The 17,495-nt window shown below is 36.8% G+C and carries 23 protein-coding genes; 17 read left to right on the top strand and 6 right to left on the bottom strand.

The genetic code is table 11. The annotated features are described in order from the left end of the window. Positions 1–81: 81 nt before the first annotated feature. The 9 genes from B3D94_RS03170 (at position 82) to B3D94_RS03130 (ending at position 7,422) form a co-directional block, all read left to right on the top strand. The gene (locus B3D94_RS03170; RefSeq protein ID WP_036119972.1) at positions 82–939 is read left to right on the top strand and encodes a DUF72 domain-containing protein; all 858 of its coding nucleotides are present in this window, start codon (positions 82–84) and stop codon (positions 937–939) included. After that, the gene (locus tag B3D94_RS03165) at positions 939–1,763 is read left to right on the top strand and encodes a sulfite exporter TauE/SafE family protein (RefSeq protein ID WP_291754606.1); all 825 of its coding nucleotides are present in this window, start codon (positions 939–941) and stop codon (positions 1,761–1,763) included. Before B3D94_RS03170 ends, B3D94_RS03165 begins: the two co-directional genes overlap by 1 nt. Before the next feature lie 36 nt (positions 1,764–1,799). Next, complete coding sequence (locus B3D94_RS03160; RefSeq protein ID WP_291754604.1) at positions 1,800–3,164, top strand: bifunctional metallophosphatase/5'-nucleotidase; 1,365 nt, start codon at positions 1,800–1,802, stop codon at positions 3,162–3,164. 36 nt (positions 3,165–3,200) lie between these two features. Further along, positions 3,201–4,310 (top strand): HD-GYP domain-containing protein, encoded by a 1,110-nt coding sequence (locus B3D94_RS03155; protein ID WP_069482479.1) that lies wholly within the window; start codon positions 3,201–3,203, stop codon positions 4,308–4,310. 23 nt (positions 4,311–4,333) lie between these two features. Beyond that, on the top strand, positions 4,334–5,131 hold the full coding sequence (gene yunB / locus B3D94_RS03150) for a sporulation protein YunB (RefSeq protein ID WP_069482478.1): 798 nt from the start codon (positions 4,334–4,336) through the stop codon (positions 5,129–5,131). A gap of 106 nt (positions 5,132–5,237) precedes the next feature. Then, on the top strand, positions 5,238–6,155 hold the full coding sequence (gene lipA, locus B3D94_RS03145; protein WP_069482477.1) for a lipoyl synthase: 918 nt from the start codon (positions 5,238–5,240) through the stop codon (positions 6,153–6,155). Positions 6,156–6,187: 32 nt separating this feature from the next. After that, positions 6,188–6,538: a YutD family protein gene (locus B3D94_RS03140; protein WP_193832954.1), complete on the top strand. Its 351-nt coding sequence runs from the start codon at positions 6,188–6,190 to the stop codon at positions 6,536–6,538. Between the two features lie 111 nt (positions 6,539–6,649). Then, a complete protein-coding gene (locus tag B3D94_RS03135; protein WP_291754598.1) occupies positions 6,650–7,177 on the top strand; it encodes a D-glycero-alpha-D-manno-heptose-1,7-bisphosphate 7-phosphatase in 528 nt (175 codons plus the stop codon). Between the two features lie 62 nt (positions 7,178–7,239). After that, a complete protein-coding gene (locus tag B3D94_RS03130; RefSeq protein WP_170844129.1) occupies positions 7,240–7,422 on the top strand; it encodes a hypothetical protein in 183 nt (60 codons plus the stop codon). Positions 7,423–7,549: 127 nt separating this feature from the next. Here the strand turns inward: B3D94_RS03130 and B3D94_RS03125 are convergent, their stop codons facing one another. After that, positions 7,550–7,816 (bottom strand): DUF3055 domain-containing protein, encoded by a 267-nt coding sequence (locus B3D94_RS03125; protein ID WP_008178058.1) that lies wholly within the window; start codon positions 7,814–7,816, stop codon positions 7,550–7,552. Positions 7,817–7,904: 88 nt separating this feature from the next. Here B3D94_RS03125 and B3D94_RS03120 point away from each other — a divergent pair, with 88 nt between their 5' ends. Both B3D94_RS03120 and B3D94_RS03115 read left to right on the top strand, forming a co-directional pair. Then, the gene (locus B3D94_RS03120; protein ID WP_036119960.1) at positions 7,905–8,357 is read left to right on the top strand and encodes a DUF86 domain-containing protein; all 453 of its coding nucleotides are present in this window, start codon (positions 7,905–7,907) and stop codon (positions 8,355–8,357) included. Beyond that, on the top strand, positions 8,354–9,106 hold the full coding sequence (locus B3D94_RS03115; RefSeq protein WP_069482474.1) for a TIGR01457 family HAD-type hydrolase: 753 nt from the start codon (positions 8,354–8,356) through the stop codon (positions 9,104–9,106). Before B3D94_RS03120 ends, B3D94_RS03115 begins: the two co-directional genes overlap by 4 nt. Positions 9,107–9,186: 80 nt before the next feature. On the opposite strand, the gene B3D94_RS03110 is transcribed toward B3D94_RS03115, so the two are convergent. After that, on the bottom strand, positions 9,187–9,423 hold the full coding sequence (locus tag B3D94_RS03110; protein ID WP_008178065.1) for a YuzB family protein: 237 nt from the start codon (positions 9,421–9,423) through the stop codon (positions 9,187–9,189). A gap of 269 nt (positions 9,424–9,692) precedes the next feature. On the opposite strand from B3D94_RS03110, the gene B3D94_RS03105 reads away from it, so the two are divergent. Next, complete coding sequence (locus tag B3D94_RS03105) at positions 9,693–10,757, top strand: NAD(P)/FAD-dependent oxidoreductase (protein ID WP_069482473.1); 1,065 nt, start codon at positions 9,693–9,695, stop codon at positions 10,755–10,757. Positions 10,758–10,802: 45 nt separating this feature from the next. Here B3D94_RS03105 and B3D94_RS03100 read toward each other — a convergent pair whose 3' ends face one another. After that, positions 10,803–11,138, bottom strand: coding sequence for a YuzD family protein (locus tag B3D94_RS03100; protein WP_193832951.1), 336 nt, complete (start codon positions 11,136–11,138; stop codon positions 10,803–10,805). A gap of 84 nt (positions 11,139–11,222) precedes the next feature. On the opposite strand from B3D94_RS03100, the gene B3D94_RS03095 reads away from it, so the two are divergent. After that, positions 11,223–11,459 carry a NifU family protein gene (locus tag B3D94_RS03095; protein ID WP_004228295.1) on the top strand — a complete coding sequence of 79 codons (237 nt, stop codon included), beginning with the start codon at positions 11,223–11,225 and terminating at the stop codon, positions 11,457–11,459. Between the two features lie 47 nt (positions 11,460–11,506). Here B3D94_RS03095 and B3D94_RS03090 read toward each other — a convergent pair whose 3' ends face one another. Then, positions 11,507–12,199: a DUF2225 domain-containing protein gene (locus tag B3D94_RS03090; RefSeq protein WP_069482471.1), complete on the bottom strand. Its 693-nt coding sequence runs from the start codon at positions 12,197–12,199 to the stop codon at positions 11,507–11,509. 186 nt (positions 12,200–12,385) lie between these two features. Here B3D94_RS03090 and B3D94_RS03085 point away from each other — a divergent pair, with 186 nt between their 5' ends. Then, entirely contained in the window at positions 12,386–12,760 is a 375-nt protein-coding gene (locus B3D94_RS03085; protein ID WP_025116662.1) for a HesB/IscA family protein, read from the top strand. 194 nt (positions 12,761–12,954) lie between these two features. On the opposite strand, the gene B3D94_RS03080 is transcribed toward B3D94_RS03085, so the two are convergent. Then, positions 12,955–13,476, bottom strand: coding sequence for a GNAT family N-acetyltransferase (locus tag B3D94_RS03080; protein WP_193832950.1), 522 nt, complete (start codon positions 13,474–13,476; stop codon positions 12,955–12,957). A gap of 158 nt (positions 13,477–13,634) precedes the next feature. Continuing rightward, positions 13,635–14,186, bottom strand: a complete 552-nt coding sequence (locus B3D94_RS03075) for a hypothetical protein (protein WP_291754534.1) — start codon at positions 14,184–14,186, stop codon at positions 13,635–13,637. Between the two features lie 169 nt (positions 14,187–14,355). Here B3D94_RS03075 and B3D94_RS03070 point away from each other — a divergent pair, with 169 nt between their 5' ends. From B3D94_RS03070 to B3D94_RS03060, 3 genes are read left to right on the top strand one after another with little or no spacing between them, the layout of a single operon-like run. Beyond that, positions 14,356–14,853, top strand: coding sequence for an NUDIX hydrolase (locus B3D94_RS03070; protein ID WP_291754533.1), 498 nt, complete (start codon positions 14,356–14,358; stop codon positions 14,851–14,853). 24 nt (positions 14,854–14,877) lie between these two features. Continuing rightward, positions 14,878–16,629: a sensor histidine kinase gene (locus tag B3D94_RS03065; RefSeq protein WP_069483408.1), complete on the top strand. Its 1,752-nt coding sequence runs from the start codon at positions 14,878–14,880 to the stop codon at positions 16,627–16,629. A gap of 6 nt (positions 16,630–16,635) precedes the next feature. Continuing rightward, the gene (locus B3D94_RS03060) at positions 16,636–17,379 is read left to right on the top strand and encodes a LytR/AlgR family response regulator transcription factor (RefSeq protein WP_291754531.1); all 744 of its coding nucleotides are present in this window, start codon (positions 16,636–16,638) and stop codon (positions 17,377–17,379) included. Positions 17,380–17,495: the final 116 nt, after the last annotated feature.

Raw genomic sequence — 17,495 nt, 5'->3', positions numbered from 1 at the left:
AAGCTAGATTTTTTACATGATGTTTAATTGTATGAGAAGACTGTATGCTATGATTATGTTGTAGATAGAGGAGGATGTCACATGATTGTAGTTGGATTAACTGGATGGGGCGATCACCCTTCACTTTATAGTGGAGTGACTACTTCAAAGGATAAATTATTTGATTATACAGGTCATTTTTTAGCAGTGGAAGTAGATACTTCCTTTTATGCCATACCATCCAAAGAGAATGTTCGTAAATGGTGTGAGAATACACCGGAGAATTTTCGTTTTATAGTGAAGGCCTATCAAGGCATGACGGGACATTTGCGGGGAGATATTCCTTTTGAATCCAAAAATGATATGTTCAATGCTTTTATTGAATGTGCCTATGAATTTAAACGTTTGGGGAAACTAGGAATGGTTTTAGCTCAGTTTCCACCGTGGTTTGATTGTCAGTCGAAAAATGTTCAATACTTATTGTATATTCGTCAACAACTAAAGGATTTCGAAGTGGCTATCGAATTTCGCAATCAAACATGGTATGCAGATAATGTAGTACAACAAACAATGGACTTTTTACGAGAGCATCAATTGATTCATACGATTTGTGATGAGCCACAGGCTGGTGTAGGATCTGTGCCCTTCCATCCTGTAGTGACTGCCGATAAGGCGCTGGTGCGTATCCATGGGCGAAATATACATGGTTGGCGCAACACGGGGAATGCAGAAAATTGGCGCAAAGTTCGCTTTTTATATGACTATAATAAAGAAGAATTGCAGCAGCTTGGACAGCAAATCACGAAGCTTGAGACAAAGGTGCAGGAACTATTTATATTATTTAATAACAATTCGGGTAATCATGCAGCGAAAAACGCGAAGGAATTACAGGGTATTTTGAATATTAAAGATGTTGGGTTAGCGCCTAAACAATTAAACATGTTTGAAGGGGAATTATAATGGCGTTTATTTTATTAATAATTATTGCATTATTTTCAGGTCTCCTTGGCTCATTAGTTGGGCTAGGCGGTGGCGTGGTATTAGTGCCAGCAACTTTATATATCGGTTTAAACCTTGGAATGATTCCAGATATAACACCACAAAAAGTAGTTGGTTTATCTGTTGTAATGATGATTTTTACAGGACTAGCCTCCACATTAAGTTATATGAAATCAAAAACGGTGGATTATAAAACTGGCTATATATTTTTTATCGGCAGTATTCCAGGCTCTATTTTGGGCGCTTGGGTTAATAAAGGATTAGATTTACCATCCTTCAATTTATACTTTGGTATTTTGCTTATTATTTTATCGATTATTTTACTTGTACGCGACAAATTGAAGCCTGTAAAATGGTTTGTGAAAAATGGTCTGCAACAAGAATTTACGGATGCCGAAGGGAAAACCTTTATCTACGGATATCCGATTTGGTTTGCGATTTTATTTACATTCGGAGTGGGCTTTGCCTCAGGACTATTTGGTATAGGTGGAGGCTCAATGATTGTACCGGCTATGATTATATTGTTCTTATTTCCCCCACATGTAGCAGTAGCAACTTCGATGTTTTTAGTGTTTTTAACGTCACTTGTTAATACGGCCAGCCATGTATATTTGGGGCATGTTCCATGGCTTTATACAATCCCCGTCATACCAGGAGCCTTTATTGGGGCGAAGCTTGGTGCAGCGTTAAATAAAAAAATTAAATCAGATACGCTTGTACTGGTTCTTCGAATTATTTTATTACTATTAGGAATTCGTTCCATTGTTGAAGGGATATTGGCTTAATCGGCTATACTAGCTAATGAAAATGAGGTGGCTTTAATGCTTGAAAAAATCCATATTTTTCACACAAATGATTTGCATAGTCATTTTAAGTATTGGCCACGAATGCAAAGCTATGTGAAAGAGAAGCGCAACAGTCTAGCGAGAATAGGGGAAACGAGTTATTTGTTTGATGTGGGGGATCATTTAGATCGCTCTAATATTTATACCGAAGCGACAATCGGTAAGGGGAATGTACAACTACTCAACGAAGCAGAATACGATGTAGTGACAATTGGGAACAATGAGGGCATTACATTGTCTCATGATGAGCTTTTTCATTTATACGATGATGCAAATTTTGATGTTGTTGTAGGTAATATTGATGCATATCAGGGGAGAAATCCAGCCTGGCTGAAGCCCTATGTTGTGCTTACAACGGAGAAGGGGACGAAGCTAGGGATAATTGCAGCCACGGCTATGTTTGAAGTGTATTATGAGGCGTTAAATTGGCAGATGGTTGAAGCGCGCAGCACACTTCTTCGTTTAGCCCATCAACTACGTAAAGAGGTTGATATTGTTTTATGCCTATCACATTTAGGGATAACCGAAGATGAGCTATTAGCGGAGGAATGTCCAGAAATTGACGTTATATTCGGTTCACATACACATCATGTCTTGCCAGAAGGGAAACGCGTCAATGGTGTTTTATTGACAGGTGGAGGTAAATTTGGACAATATACAGGACATCTTGTTATCGAATACGATAAAAAAATGAGGAAAATTGTTGAAAAAAAGGATACTTTAATTCATAATAAGGACTTGCCAAATATCCATAACGAGCAGCAATTTGTACAATCCTTAGAGGATGAGGGAATTAGAATATTGGATACGCCAGTATTTACGACGAAGAAATCTTATAATAAGGAATGGTTCCACTACTCACAGCTATCTGATTTATTTGCACAGGCTATTTTAGAAAAAAGTGGTGCTGACTGTGCCTTGTTTAATGCTGGAATATTTTTAGATGGCCTTCCAAAAGGAACTGTGACTGCATTAGATTTACATCGGATTTTTCCACATCCTATTAATTTATGTACAATTGAATTATCCGTTACGGAAATGAAGGAAATTTATATGCAATCCAAGAATGAAGAATGGCCCTATATTGAATTAAAGGGATTAGGGTTTAGAGGTGTAATTTTTGGAAAAATATTGACATATGGTTTTTCCATGAACGACAATCGTCAGTTATTAATTAATGGAAAGCTGGCAAATGATGATCACATCTATAAACTTGTAACATTAGATTTGTTTACTTTTGGATATTTTTATCCAAGTTTCAAATATGCAAAGAAGCAATATATATTACCAGAATTTTTACGAAACATTATGATAGATTATGGTCAAAGTTTCTTTAAGTAATAGTGTTAGCTTAAAGAATAGATTGGGGAAGAAATCATGCGATTAATTTCAATCGATGTATTAAAAGAAGGAATGGTATTAGGCAGAACCATTTGGAATGAGGCGGGGCATCCGCTTTTAAAGAAGGATGTCATCATTAATGACCGAATTATTCAGCGACTTCAACAGTTAAATACACATTACCTATACATTGACGATGATATTTCGGAGGGCATTGAGGTAGAAGAAACTGTTCCACCTGCGATGCGAAATAAAGTCATTACAACAATTAAAGACTCATTTCAATCAATCGATGGTTTAAATTCAGTAAATGCCTCTTATATATTAGATCAACAATCAAAAACAATTGTCTCGATTGTAGATGAACTACTTTCTGCTGTTACTGGAAATGATGAAATTTTAACGATATTAACAGATGCTTATTTATTTGATGAGTATTTATATCAACACTCCTTCCAAGTGACACTATACTCGATAGCCATTGCCAAAGAGCTCGGCTACTCTGCTGAGGATTTACGGTTAGTAGGGATTGGTGCATTACTACATGATGTAGGTAAACTAATGGTACCAAAAGATATCCTAACAAAACCAGGTCGCCTAACCAATGAAGAATTTGAAGCGATGAAAATGCACGCCCGATATGGCTTTGATTTATTACGCAATTTACATTCTATATCATTGCTAGTGGCTCATTGTGCATTTCAACATCATGAGCGTATTGACGGAAGTGGCTACCCACGAGGATTAGTTGATTTTGAAATTCATCCATTTGCCAAGATTATTGGCGTTGCCGATGTCTTTGACGCGGTTACAACGAATCGAGTATATCGTGAAAAAATGCTTCCTTCACAAGGACTAGCTATTGTAGAGGCAGGCTCCGGTACGCTATATGATGCTCGCATCGTAAAAGCGTTAAAAAGAGCTGTCGTTCATTATCCAAATGGTGTTATCTTAAAATTATCAGATGGTCGACGTGGCATTGTATCTAGACAAAACCCATTGGATGCAGCATTACCATGGATTCGTATTTTTGAGGAGCAAAATCAACTGCTCGCAGCTACATATGAGGTTAATTTAGTGGACTATCCAAATGTTTTAATTGAAAATGTTGAGACGGATTATATGGTTCCTGCAAAGGTAGAATAAAATACTCCTCCTGTTCATACGTTATGGAACAGGAGGAGATTTTTTTGTTTTTCCCTCGAAAAAGGATGAAATTGCGCTCGTATAACAAACGGGGAATACGTCTTAATCGATTAACCATTTTAATTGTTAGTATGGTTGTTTGTCTTATATTATTTATTTATTATTTAAATGAACGGCTCATGCCCACATATTTGCAGTATGCAGAGGTACAAACTACAAAAATTGCATCATATGTAGTAAGTAAAGCCATTAACTCACGAACCTCCAATGTATTAGATGTAAATGATATCATTGAAGATATTCCTCCAGGTAGTTCTGATATGATGACAACAAAGTTTAATACGGAAATTATTAATCGTGTTCGAGCGGAGACATTAGAGCTTGTAAAAATGTATTTAGAGCAGGCAGAACAAGGAGAACTATCACATTTACCTGAATTAGATAATGTTGAATATGATATTAATCGAATTCAGGAAGGCGATGGCATTGTCTTTTTTGTACCGCTGGGGCAAGCCGCGAATATTCCTTTGCTCGGAAATTTAGGGCCAAAAATCCCTATACGATTTCATGTGATAGGAAATGTCCATAGTAATGTGACCTCATCCATTCAAGAATTTGGGATCAATAGTGCGTATGTTGAAGTAGGCATTCATTTAGAGGTAAATGTCCAAATTATTGTTCCGTTTGCAAGTAAATCTTCAACCGTTGCACAGGATATTCCTGTAGCTATGGGGTTAACTAGAGGACCAGTACCGAACATCTATACCAATAGCAGTGATGCGCCTCAACCTTCCATTGAAATACCTGTGCCATTTAAATAGAAATGTTTACTGTGATAGTTGTTGGAGTTCATTTATTATGTTACATTGACAACAGTGAAGATAGTTAATATAAAAAATGCATATTTTTGATAGGGGCGATATCCGTATGACATCTTGTAAACCTACAAGTAAGGAAGAACATTTAAGAAAACCAGACTGGCTAAAAATAAAACTAAACACTAATGATGAATATAAAGGTCTTAAGAAGCTAATGCGTGAGAAAAATCTTCATACAGTTTGTGAAGAGGCTCGCTGTCCAAATATTCATGAATGCTGGGGAGAAAGACGTACGGCTACCATGATGATTCTTGGTTCGGTTTGTACACGTGCTTGTCGATTTTGTGCAGTAAAAACAGGCTTACCCAATGAATTAGACTTGGCAGAGCCAGAACGTGTTGCAGATTCAGTAGCAATTATGAACCTAAAGCACGTTGTCATTACTATGGTAGCACGTGACGATTTAAAAGATGGGGGAGCGGAAGTTTTAGCAGAAACAGTACGTGCTATTCGCCGTAAAAGTCCTTTCACATCTGTTGAAGTATTACCATCCGATTTAGGTGGTATGAAGGAAAACCTTCAAATGTTAATGGATGCGAAGCCAGACATTTTAAATCATAATATTGAAACCGTGCGCCGATTAACACCGAGAGTACGTGCTCGTGCAAAATACGAGCGTTCTTTGGAGTTCCTTCGTCTAGCTAAAGAAATGCAACCAGATATTCCGACGAAATCATCTTTAATGATTGGTTTAGGAGAAACTCATGATGAAATTTTAGAGGTAATGGATGATTTACGAGCAAATCATGTAGATATCATGACGATTGGTCAATATTTACAGCCTACGAAAAAGCATTTACCAGTTAAAAAATATTATTCACCGATAGAGTTTGGGAAACTGCGAAAAATTGCTATGGAAAAAGGCTTTAAACATTGTGAAGCTGGCCCACTTGTACGTAGTAGTTACCATGCTGACGAACAAGTAAACGCTGCAACAAAAGAACGTCAGTTACAAGCAGAGCTCTAAGCGTCAAGGATGAACAAGAGGGTGGTGTCACTTTGATCATAGTTGAAGGATTAGAATATGAACTATTAGAAGATTTTCGTGAAGCCTTTCAGGAGGAAGTTTTTCAGGAAAGGTATTCCGATATATTGGCTAGATATGATTATATAGTAGGTGATTGGGGCTATAACCAATTACGATTAAAGGGCTTTTTTGATGATAAAAATCAAAAGTCGACTTTTGATACGAAAATAAGTACGCTTCAAGATTATTTATACGAGTATTGTAATTTTGGCTGCGCCTATTTTGTCCTACGTAAAACAGGGAAAGTTATGAAACAGCCAGAGGTGTTGGATGCTAATGAAATAATAGCGGAACCAACCGACCAAGAACCATTAGCAGAATAAAAAGAAAAAACTTGATGTGATGTGCATCAAGTTTTTTTCTTTGTTTTTATTAGCTTTTGTATGATTGGGGAATAATAAAGCTCAAAACAGCTAATTAAAGGTGAGATACAAATGAAAAGAGCCGTCTTTTTAGACCGTGATGGTGTAATCAATGAAGTATTAACAAAACGCGTGAAATTTGTTAATAAACCTAGAGATTTATACTTTTTACCACAAGTTCCAGAAGCTATTCGCAAATTAAATAAACACTTTGACTATATTTTTGTCGTGACAAATCAAGGTGGTGTTGGTTTAGGCTTTATGAGCGAAAGTGGCTTGCAAAAAATACATGAGCATATGGTCAAGGAGCTAAAGAAAAAAGGTGCCATTATTCATGAAGTAGTTTATTGTCCCCATAAACCTAAGTCAGGCTGTGCCTGTAGGAAACCTAATAGTAAACTAATTATTGATTTAGGAAAGAAATATAACGTTGATTTATCGAAATGCTATATGGTTGGTGATACGGATACAGATATTATAGCTGGAAAACAAGCAGGTACAAAGGGCGTGTTTTTAGGTGGGGATGACCCATTAGCAGATGCAATTTTTCCTGATTTGATGAGTGCAACGCGGTGGATAATTAAGGATGCAACAGCTTGAGAAATGAAGGTACAAGAAGTATAAAACGTTGAAAAAAGGATAATTTATGAGTGGAGGTGATGATGTTGACGAAGGATAAGCGCAATAAAAAGCCCCTAGATCGTGAAGAATATGGATATGGTTTTGATATTAGTGTAGATGATTTAGGCGTTATTGGTCAAAATAACGAAGCGAAAAAGCAAAATGATAATGAAAATAAAGACAAGCCACATAATAAAGATAATCCATCCACGCTCAATAAATAATCGACCTTAAAAGATTTCGCAAAAGCCAACTGGTGAGCGAAATTTTTTTATCTTGATTTATTGATTCACAAAAAATGCTCGTGCAATTTAATGATGGCCTACAAAAAAACACCCTGTAAAAAGGGTGTTAGTTCAATAGCTCACGTAAATATTCCCGAAGTTCTTCTGTTTCGTCCTCTGTACGATTGTATACATGTTCTAAGTAGCCAGGCTCTTCTACATCATCAGGACCAATAATCGCAAAGCGACCAAATTGAATATCCATGACAAGCACTTTCCCAAAGAAGCGGCCAGATTGTAATATCGCTAAATCATAGCGTAATTTTTTTCCTGCAAAGCTAACAAAGCGAGTTTTTGTATCTTCTACATCATCATATAAAAAAAAACGTTCCATCTTTTAATCTCCTTCCAGTCCTATAGTTATGGTACTATAGAAGAGAAAAGACTATCAACTTTTAAAGATTTGAATGGGGGCTTTCCTTGTGTATTTTGTAGATCGTAATAAAATCACAAAAAATTTACAGTACTTAGATGGGCTATTAGCCATTTTGGAGACAGAGAATAACTGGTCTCAAAATGATATAAAGAAATTAGCTATCGAGCGAATTGGTCACAACATTATGGAGTCAATGATGGATGTAGGAAATTTAATGATTGACGGTTTCATAATGCGCGACCCAGGAAGCTACGAGGATATTATTGATATATTAGTCGATGAAAAAGTCGTAGTTGCTGAAATGGAGGCACCATATAAAGCAGTTGTTGGCTTGCGTAAAATGCTTGTACGCGAGTTTATAGAGGTAGATATCGATGAAGTTGTCCACGTACTTACAGCCAATTTATCAGCATTAAAGCAATTTTCGCCTGCAGTCCATAGTTATTTAACAAATGAGCTAGGTCCAGTTTCTGCCTTTTTACCAGAGGATCATCAATGAGAGATTATAAGGCCTATTGCTTTGATTTAGACGGCACTGTTTACCGTGGAAAGGAAGGGATTTCTTCTGCTGTTGCTTTTATTCATCGCTTACAGCAAGGAGGAATCGAGCCATTTTATGTCACGAATAACTCTTCTAAAACACGTGAACAACTGCAAGATGCTTTAATGTCTATAGGGATTAGTGCACCATTAGAACATATTTATTCAAGTGCGTCCGTCACAGCGAAGTATGTGGCACTCCATTATGCAGGTAAAAAAGTAGCTATGATGGGTTCTGATGGTATTCGTCAGGCATTGCTTAGTGAAAATATTGTGCCTGTTGAAGATGAGGCGGATGTATTTGTCATGGGAATTGATCGAACGCTTGATTATATGGCACTTGCTAGAGCGACTATCTTTGTCCAAAAAGGAGCAGTCTTTATTGCCACAAATCAGGATATTAAGTTCCCAACAGAATATGGCTTCTTACCAGGGAATGGTTCTTTTGCTCGTTTAGTAGGAGAGGTTGCAGGCGTTGATCCTATTTATATAGGTAAGCCATCACCTGCTATCCTAGAAGTGATTGCGACAGAACATCATTTTGCTAAAGAAGACATGGTTATGATTGGTGATAATTATGATACGGACATTATGTGCGGTATTAATTTTGGCTGTGATACAATCCATGTGAATACAGGCGTTACGCCCACAAAGGTTGTACAAGAGAAAGAACTTCAACCTACATATGTAGTGGAAGCGTTACAATAAATAAAAGGATGTTATGCAGATTTTTTAGCATAACATCCATTTTTTTTGTTCAAATTTATTCATATAGGCGTTTTAGCAAACTACCATAAAGGATTTTCTTCAATAAACTGATAAATGGCTTTCGTTAATGCTTCTGGAGAATCAGCTTCTACTAATTCACCATTGACAATAGCATAAAAAGATTCTGAGCACTTTGTACAATAACTGAGGCAGCCATATTCCAAAACGTCAATATTCGGATCGCGTTCGAGTACTTCATAAGTTGCTTGAGAGCCATTTGCTAAATTACTAATACAAAATTCAACCATTGGATTCATCCATGTCACCTCACCAAAGTAATGCTACTCGGTTTTACGAAATTCGTCAATTATTTAAATTGAAGGTAAAGAAGCGTTTTTATATAAAACTTTAAGGGAAAACCGTTATTAATTGATTAAAAATCTATCGAAATGAACATCTTTTCATTTATTTTGTGAAATCCTTCACAAATTTTCATTCTGATATTGTGAAACTTCTCACAATCGGTTATACTCGTTTGTGGATACTTTGTGAACAATTATTAAAAGAGATATTAAAGGAGAATATTATGGGTAAATTAGTACTTTTAGGTGGCGGCTATGGCAATATGCGTGTCATGCTTCGTCTATTAAATAGTCTGCCATTAGACAGAGAGGTAGTCATAATAGATAGAGCCCCTTTCCATAGTTTAAAAACTGAGTTTTATGCGTTAGCAGCAGGTACTGCTACAGATAAAGAGATTCGTGTAAGCTTCCCTGAGCATGAACGTTTAACGCCTGTATATGGAGAAATCACTGAAATTAATCGTGCGGAAAAAGTAGTCGTTTTAGAAGATGGGCAACGTATTGAATATGATGATTTAGTCGTTGGTCTTGGTTGCGAAGATAAATATCATGGTGTACCAGGTGCAGAGGAGTACACTTATAGCATTCAAACAATGGGACAATCACGTGCTACACTTCAAGCGCTATGTGGTTTACCAGCTGGGTCTACAGTCGGAATTGTAGGGGCTGGCTTAAGTGGTATCGAACTTGCAAGTGAGCTACGTGAAAGTCGATCTGATTTAAAAATAAAGCTATTTGACCGAGGTCCACGTATTCTAAAGGATTTCCCTGAAAAACTAAGTAAATATGTAAAGGATTGGTTCGTTAAGCATAACGTTGATGTTATTGCCAATTCCAATATTACTAAAGTGGAACCAGGTAAAATTTTTAATCATGAAGATGAAATTTTACTCGACAAGGTCGTTTGGACAGCTGGCGTACAGCCTGTCAAAATCGTACGTGATATGGATGTAGAGAAGGATAAACAGGGTCGTCCACTAGTAACACAGTACTTTAATGTACTTGACGATGAACATGTATATATTGTTGGAGATTGTGCTTCCTCAGATTTACCTCCAACTGCACAGTTAGCAGAGGAACAAGCAGAGCTAATTGTAAAAGTACTTCGTATGCGCTGGAAGGGCGAACAATTACCTGAAAAAATGCCAGATATTAAATTAAAAGGTTTCATGGGTGCCCTTGGTAAAAAACAAGGCTTTGTCTATTTGGCAGATACAACAGTTACAGGTCGTATCGCTCGTTTAATGAAATCTGGATTATTATGGTATTACAAACGTCAAAATGATTAGTTAGTAAAAGGGATTGTTTCTATTTGAAACAATCCCTTGGTTTGATTAAACTGTTTTATCTGGAACAAACCCTAAACCTTCAAGTGCAGTGAATACCGGTTTCAACTGTACATAGCCTTCACCAACGACTTCATTATTAATGAGAACAAGAGGGTAGAAAAATTCATCTTCCTGAATACGTGTTGCATAGTCTTGATCTCGATCATTCTCAATTGGACCTTCGATATCGATATAACGAATATCATAGGGTTGATCTGGATATTTTCGGTCGATAGCTGCTTGTAGCCACTCATATGTATCTTTGGAAGATGGAGCATTGACACAGCTAGCGCAAATTACAGCTGTTCCATAAATTTCAATCATAGGTTTAGTTGGTTGCATCGTATTTTCTCTCCTTGTGATTCAATATTGGATTTTTTCTGTTGCTAACATTATAATCATTATAAGGAAAGGAGTCGAGATAAAATGGCTGAAGCAACAATTAACGACCAAGTTCAAGAGGTATTAGATAAATTACGTCCATTTTTACTACGTGACGGTGGAGACTGTGAATTAGTAGATGTTGAGGATGGCGTTGTAAAATTACGTTTATTAGGTGCTTGTGGCAGTTGCCCAAGTTCTACTATTACATTGAAAGCTGGTATCGAACGCGCATTATTAGAAGAAGTACCAGGTATTGTGGAAGTAGAGCAAGTATTCTAAGACATTAAAAAAGTTCTAGCTGAATCTCAGACTAGAACTTTTTTTATTTATATGTGGCGCGCATGCTCTTTTTCTTCGCGGATGATAGCCCATTGCTCTTTTGCCATATCTATAATTTTTGCCTCACCACCGCTACTTTGTTTTTCAATTACTCTAGAGAAGAAGCGTGTCGCATTTTCAATGTCTCCGATTCTTCTTGATAATTCAGCAATCATATACATGATACGTACAGCAGACATTTGTGTAGAACTGTAATCTTCTGTTGAATACGATTCCATATAATGATCCCGCGCAAGTTTCATAAAGCGCTCCTCTTGCCCACTATTTTTGAGAGAACGGTAGAGCCAAGCAAGACGCAAAGCTAAACCAGCAATAGCGACATGTTTTTCTTTTTTTATCGTGCCGCAGAGGAAAGCCAATTTATACGCCTGTATCGCCTGAAAAACAGTACGTTCTCCCTTAAAATCATGATGCACCCACTTTTTTGTAATCTGCGTGTGAATCTCATCTTGAATACCTGGTGCAAAATATTTTGTAAAATCCTCTGTAAATGAAAAGCCACAATGCTCGCAAACGAAGACATTGTAATAAAGTGCATTCACATCATCCGTATAAATAGGGTGGAAATCGGTTTCTGTTTGTTCTACTTTAATAAATTTGGAACGAACTTTTAACGTCGGAAAATCCTTTTTACAATTTAAACATTGAATTTGTTTTTCATAATACGGTGAAATATCCATATATATTACCCCCTACATAGAAGTCATTGTAACTATTATACCAATGGAGCTGGTAGAAACATGAACAAAAACTCCTAAACATGTGAAAAATATGAGAACTATCACTAAAATTTACCTTGAAGCTGAATGTTTGTCATACAATGGTCAAAATTGATATGATAGTAGGTAAGAAGGAAGGTGATGGGGATGACAAGTACAAAGCAAGTTATTGAAATTACACAGGCTGCCGGCTTTCATATTAATGAGATGATGGAGCATAATGAAGAGCAAGGTTCTTTTTTACGTGTAGTAGTAAACGGTGGCGGCTGTAGCGGACTATCCTATGGTATGCATTTTGATCAAGAGAAAAAAGAGGATGACTTTGTAGATGTACAACATGGTTTAACAATTCTTGTTTCCCGTGAAGATGCGCCGATTTTGATGGGAACAAAAATTGACTATAAACAATCGCTAATGGGCGGTGGCTTCACAATCGATAATCCAAATGCCATTGCATCATGTGGCTGCGGTACATCTTTCAAAACAGCAAAGCGTGAAGGTACACCTGAGATTTGTGAATAATTAAACGTGATATAAATGTAGAAGACAATCCTGATAATATGTAAACACAATCTGAACTAGGTTGTGAATACCAAGCCTTTTTGATTTGTATGTTTTGAAAACAACAAATTGAAGAGGCTTTTACTGTGTTTTGAAAACATAAAAGTCTTAAAGGAAAGCCTTGTCTAGATAATTAAACAAGGCACTCTAATCATTTAAAATTTATAATACCAAAAAATTGCTAGTTCATTAGCTGTTGGAAAATTTGAATATAGCATTGTATCCACTGCACCTATTACAAATTGATTTTTGGCATAAAAGTGACAAGCTGGAACATTGATATCTTGTGTTTCCAGCATGAGACCACAGCAGTTTCTTTCTTTTGCCCACTCAATGGCTTTATTTAATAAGGCAGAGCCAATGCCATTTTTTCTATAATCTTTTGCGACAGCGATGTCTTCAATAAGTGCATATCCGTTCCAGTTAGAGCACATCTTAATCTGCCCTACACAGTGGTTGTCAGTATAATAAAAAAATACAGCTTTCTCGATATCTTCTATGTAACTGAGATCAATTACATCTTCTTCATATTTTTTGAAGTAAGGCTCCGAACATATTTCCTCTGTAAATGTCCAAACTTTATCTTTGAATGTCGGTATAATTTTCCCCGAGACTATAAAACCGTCATTTGATTTATTAAAATCCTTCATAGTAGATGGAGTCATTTTAATGATCATTTTACTCTCCCTTTCTGTATTCAACCATGTGGTAGGTTGGATGGCTTTTATTTTCTGAAAATCTATATCTCCTCTCCCGATTGCTGGTTAGAGAAACAAAGTGAAAATAAGAAAATGGCTTCTTTTGTTAGTGATGGAAGAACCCTTTTAACATGGAGTTAAATAGACTTTTCACGCTCCATAAACTTTACTCCATTTAAAACTGCTAGCTTATAGATGGCCCTCTTTTCATCAAGACCAAATTGTCCATTTTCCTCAATGACAAAGTGTTCATTGCTTTTAGTTTGAAAGTAATAGGTTCCAAACGTACCTATTTCGTATTCATAGATAACCTCATGTAAATCTTGCCATTTATAAATAGTTTGATGGTGATACTGTTGAAAAACGATTTGATCCTTTTGTATGGCGCTATAGCTTAATAAAGAATAATAACCTAATACGATACTACTTAAGATGATGACGCATGCAAGGCTGTAGATGTTTGGATTCCTTTTTAATCCGAGTACAATGAAAACTACGAAGATCAAGCCTAAGGCTATTAATAGCATAATAAAGTTGCTAGGTGGTGTCATCAGGACGACATCCTCTCTATGGGCATAGAATGTCTGCGATATGGTTAGAGGCGTAAAAAAGGCTAAAAAAGGTGTGAGTATCGCTAATATAAGGGCTGCTACAAAGTATTTTGCTCGTACTGATAGTGCATGTAACATAAAATCTCCTTTCTTATTAAAATGATGAGTTGCACTAAGCGTAACATATTTACAAATAAGGATTGTCTATGCATTTTATTGAATTATAAAGATTGGTCTTAAAATTCTGAATAAAAGCTTCATTCCACTGAAAGCGAGCAGGTATAATAGTTATATAGAGGTGAAGGTTATGAGAAAAGATCGAGGGAAAATATGGTTGGGTGTATCAGGTGTTACGGTGAATGAGCTTGGACAATGGTTAGTTGTGAAAAAGGCTTATAGCGGATTGAAAGGACGTTGGTCATTGCCAGCGGGATTTGTTAACGCAAGTGAAACCGTGGATGAGGCGGTCATACGTGAAATAAAAGAAGAAACAGGAATAGATTGCAGTGTATCAGGCTTAATTGGATTTCGTACAGGCGTCATCCGTGACGATATCAGTGATAATATGGCGATTTTTTATTGTCGTATGCTAGATGAACAGCAGCAGGTATGCATTCAGGAAAAAGAAATACTAGAAGCCAAATGGTTGTATCCTCAGGAGCTCGCACAAGATGAAACAACCTCCGTTATGTTAAAAGAAATGGCATCCAATCAATTCGAAAAACATCAGTTAGAAGCGATAGAGGGGATTAATCCTGGCGATATTTTTGGGTATACCTCGTATCGACTGTTCTTTAAAAAATGATATGACTTTGGGAGGGGACCTATGATGGAGCTGTTTTTATTTATGTTAGAGCGCGTCGGGCTGATCATTGTGTTTGCCTTTTTAATGTCAAGATGGAGACTGTTTCGAGAGAAGCTGTTTCAGGAGCAAGGGACGAAGGAGAAAATATGGCTCGTCATTATCTTTAGTAGCTTATGTATTATTAGTAGTTATACAGGGATTAAAATTGAAAGCGGTACGATACACCCGTTAAATCAGATGATACATAGTACGATTAATGCTGAGGAGGCTATTGCTAATACGAGATTAATTGGTGTAGCCATTGCAGGCATTTTCGGTGGACCCCTTGTTGGTGTATGTGTAGGTATTATTGCAGGGATTCACCGTATGACACTTGGGGGCTTTACAGCGATCGCCTGTGGCATTTCGACGATTTTAGCAGGCTTTATGACCGGTGGATTAAGCAACCGTTTCAAAATACGTCAAACTTTTTCCTATAAGAAAGCTGTTATCATTGGAATTTGTGCAGAAACGATTCAAATGTTAGTGATTTTAGTAGTTGCGAAGCCATTCGAGCAAGCTTTGCAGCTAGTGACATTAATTGCCATGCCAATGATTTTGATGAATGCCTTTGGAATCTTTTTATTTTTCATGATTATAAAAACATTTATCGATGAAGAAGAACGAGCAAAGGCACTGCAAACACATCAAGCTTTTTCAATTGCTCAACAAACGATTGAGCATTTCCGAAAAGGCTTGAATGAGGAATCCTGTCAGACGGTGGCTGAAATTATTAAAAGAGAAATTAATGTAGAGGCGGTCGCCATTACGGATAAAAACGGTGTATTAGCACATGTTGGCGTTGGGGAAGACCATCATTTAATTCATCGGGAAATTATGACGGCTTTGACGAAGAGAGTACTAGAGGAAGGGAAAATTTTAATGGCTACTTCGGCAAAGGAAATTCAATGTCCACATGATGATTGCCCTTTAAGCGCTGCCATTGTTTTGCCTTTAATGGTACAGCATCGCACGGTTGGAAGTCTAAAGCTGTATTTCACCAAAGCAGATTCATTAACAGGAGTGAAGAAGGAGCTTGCGGAGGGTTTAAGTAGACTATTCTCTTCACAGCTGGAATATGCTGAAATTGAACAACAACGAAAGTTATTAAAGGATGCTGAAATTAAAGCGTTACAGGCACAGGTTCATCCTCATTTCTTCTTTAACAGCCTTAATACGATATCAAGCTTGATCCGTACAGATGCAGATGAGGCAAGAGCATTATTGATCAAGCTTAGTACATTTTTTAGAAGCAATTTGCAAGGTGCACGGCAAATGCTTATTCCATTGAAAAATGAAATAGATCATGTTGAGGCTTATTTATCCATTGAGCAAACAAGATTTCCTAAGCGTTACGAAGTTGAGTTTATTATGGATGAATCACTTTTCGATGTGCAGATTCCACCATTTACATTACAGCCTCTTGTTGAAAATGCTATTTATCATGCTTTTAAAAATAGTAAGGAAGGCAAGATTATTGTCAAAGTACAACGAGTGAACGATAAGCTAGTCTTGTTAACCGAAGATAACGGTTGTGGCATGAGAAAAGAGCAGGTAAAGCAGCTCGGTAAACAGATTATGCAATCGGAGCAAGGGACTGGAACGGCGTTATGGAATATTTATCAGCGTATTCATGAAATTTACGGCTCTGACGCTGATTTTCATATAGTGAGTACATTGGATGTAGGAACAAAAATAATGATTCAACTGCCGTTAAAGGCGACTAGATGGGAGTAGAAGAGATTGAATGTATTTATTGTGGATGATGAACCGTTGGCTCGTGCTGAATTGCGCTATTTATTAGAGCAAACAGCGTTAGTAAATGTTTGTGGTGAGTCTGAAAGTCTAGAGGATTTTTACAACACGACACAGTATGAACAGGTTGATTGTGTATTCTTAGATATTGAGTTAGGCATGAATAATGGACTTGATATAGCTAAACAATTACTGTTGCATACACAAAGACCCGAAATTATCTTTGCTACTGCCTTTGATGAATACGCATTACAGGCATTCGAGGTGAATGCCTTTGATTATATTCTGAAACCTTTTGAAGCACAGAGAGTACAGGCTGCTGTAGAAAAGTTAGTAGCTAAAAAAATAGCTGCACAGGCGAAAACAATGGAAGAAATAAAGATATCACAGCTTGACAAGCTTGATAAATTAACGGTCTATGTCAATGATCGAATTTTATTAATAAAAATACAGGATATTTTATATTGTACATCGGAGGACAGTAAAACGGTTGTTGTCACAGAGCAAGGGAGGTTTTTTGCTTCGGAGTCATTGGCAGCATTAGAAAAGAAGCTGACATTAAAAGGATTTGTGCGTGTCCATCGTGCGTTTATCGTAAATTTAGAGCATATTGTGGAGCTAGAGCCTTGGAGTAGTTCTAAATATAATTTAATTTTGCACAACAGACATTCCATTCCTGTCAGTAGGCTCTATATGAAGGATGTGCGGAAAATTTTTGACCTATCGAGGTAGTTGCATTTCAACGGTAGAAAACTACATTTCAACTTTTGATTCTGACATTTCAGTTAATTTTATGAATATCATGGACATTCCTTTGCTATGATGTGGAAAAAGTAAAAGGGGTGTTT

The sequence above is a fragment of the Lysinibacillus sp. UBA5990 genome, assembly GCF_002429815.1.
GTDB lineage: Bacteria > Bacillota > Bacilli > Bacillales_A > Planococcaceae > Lysinibacillus > Lysinibacillus fusiformis.
The sequence above is the reverse complement of the archived record's forward strand: the minus strand, read 5'-3'. Positions and strand labels throughout refer to the sequence as shown.

Excerpts from the sequence above, each read along its gene's own strand:
- B3D94_RS03170 (WP_036119972.1), top strand. The coding sequence starts at position 82 with ATGATTGTAGTTGGATTAACTGGATGGGGCGATCACCCTTCACTTTAT.
- B3D94_RS03165 (WP_291754606.1), top strand. The coding sequence starts at position 939 with ATGGCGTTTATTTTATTAATAATTATTGCATTATTTTCAGGTCTCCTT.
- B3D94_RS03160 (WP_291754604.1), top strand. The coding sequence starts at position 1,800 with ATGCTTGAAAAAATCCATATTTTTCACACAAATGATTTGCATAGTCAT.
- B3D94_RS03155 (WP_069482479.1), top strand. The coding sequence starts at position 3,201 with ATGCGATTAATTTCAATCGATGTATTAAAAGAAGGAATGGTATTAGGC.
- yunB (WP_069482478.1), top strand. The coding sequence starts at position 4,334 with ATGGAACAGGAGGAGATTTTTTTGTTTTTCCCTCGAAAAAGGATGAAA.
- lipA (WP_069482477.1), top strand. The coding sequence starts at position 5,238 with ATGACATCTTGTAAACCTACAAGTAAGGAAGAACATTTAAGAAAACCA.
- B3D94_RS03135 (WP_291754598.1), top strand. The coding sequence starts at position 6,650 with ATGAAAAGAGCCGTCTTTTTAGACCGTGATGGTGTAATCAATGAAGTA.
- B3D94_RS03130 (WP_170844129.1), top strand. The coding sequence starts at position 7,240 with ATGTTGACGAAGGATAAGCGCAATAAAAAGCCCCTAGATCGTGAAGAA.
- B3D94_RS03125 (WP_008178058.1), bottom strand. The coding sequence starts at position 7,816 with ATGGAACGTTTTTTTTTATATGATGATGTAGAAGATACAAAAACTCGC.
- B3D94_RS03115 (WP_069482474.1), top strand. The coding sequence starts at position 8,354 with ATGAGAGATTATAAGGCCTATTGCTTTGATTTAGACGGCACTGTTTAC.
- B3D94_RS03110 (WP_008178065.1), bottom strand. The coding sequence starts at position 9,423 with ATGAATCCAATGGTTGAATTTTGTATTAGTAATTTAGCAAATGGCTCT.
- B3D94_RS03105 (WP_069482473.1), top strand. The coding sequence starts at position 9,693 with ATGGGTAAATTAGTACTTTTAGGTGGCGGCTATGGCAATATGCGTGTC.
- B3D94_RS03100 (WP_193832951.1), bottom strand. The coding sequence starts at position 11,138 with ATGCAACCAACTAAACCTATGATTGAAATTTATGGAACAGCTGTAATT.
- B3D94_RS03095 (WP_004228295.1), top strand. The coding sequence starts at position 11,223 with ATGGCTGAAGCAACAATTAACGACCAAGTTCAAGAGGTATTAGATAAA.
- B3D94_RS03090 (WP_069482471.1), bottom strand. The coding sequence starts at position 12,199 with ATGGATATTTCACCGTATTATGAAAAACAAATTCAATGTTTAAATTGT.
- B3D94_RS03085 (WP_025116662.1), top strand. The coding sequence starts at position 12,386 with ATGACAAGTACAAAGCAAGTTATTGAAATTACACAGGCTGCCGGCTTT.
- B3D94_RS03080 (WP_193832950.1), bottom strand. The coding sequence starts at position 13,476 with ATGATCATTAAAATGACTCCATCTACTATGAAGGATTTTAATAAATCA.
- B3D94_RS03075 (WP_291754534.1), bottom strand. The coding sequence starts at position 14,186 with ATGTTACATGCACTATCAGTACGAGCAAAATACTTTGTAGCAGCCCTT.
- B3D94_RS03070 (WP_291754533.1), top strand. The coding sequence starts at position 14,356 with ATGAGAAAAGATCGAGGGAAAATATGGTTGGGTGTATCAGGTGTTACG.
- B3D94_RS03065 (WP_069483408.1), top strand. The coding sequence starts at position 14,878 with ATGGAGCTGTTTTTATTTATGTTAGAGCGCGTCGGGCTGATCATTGTG.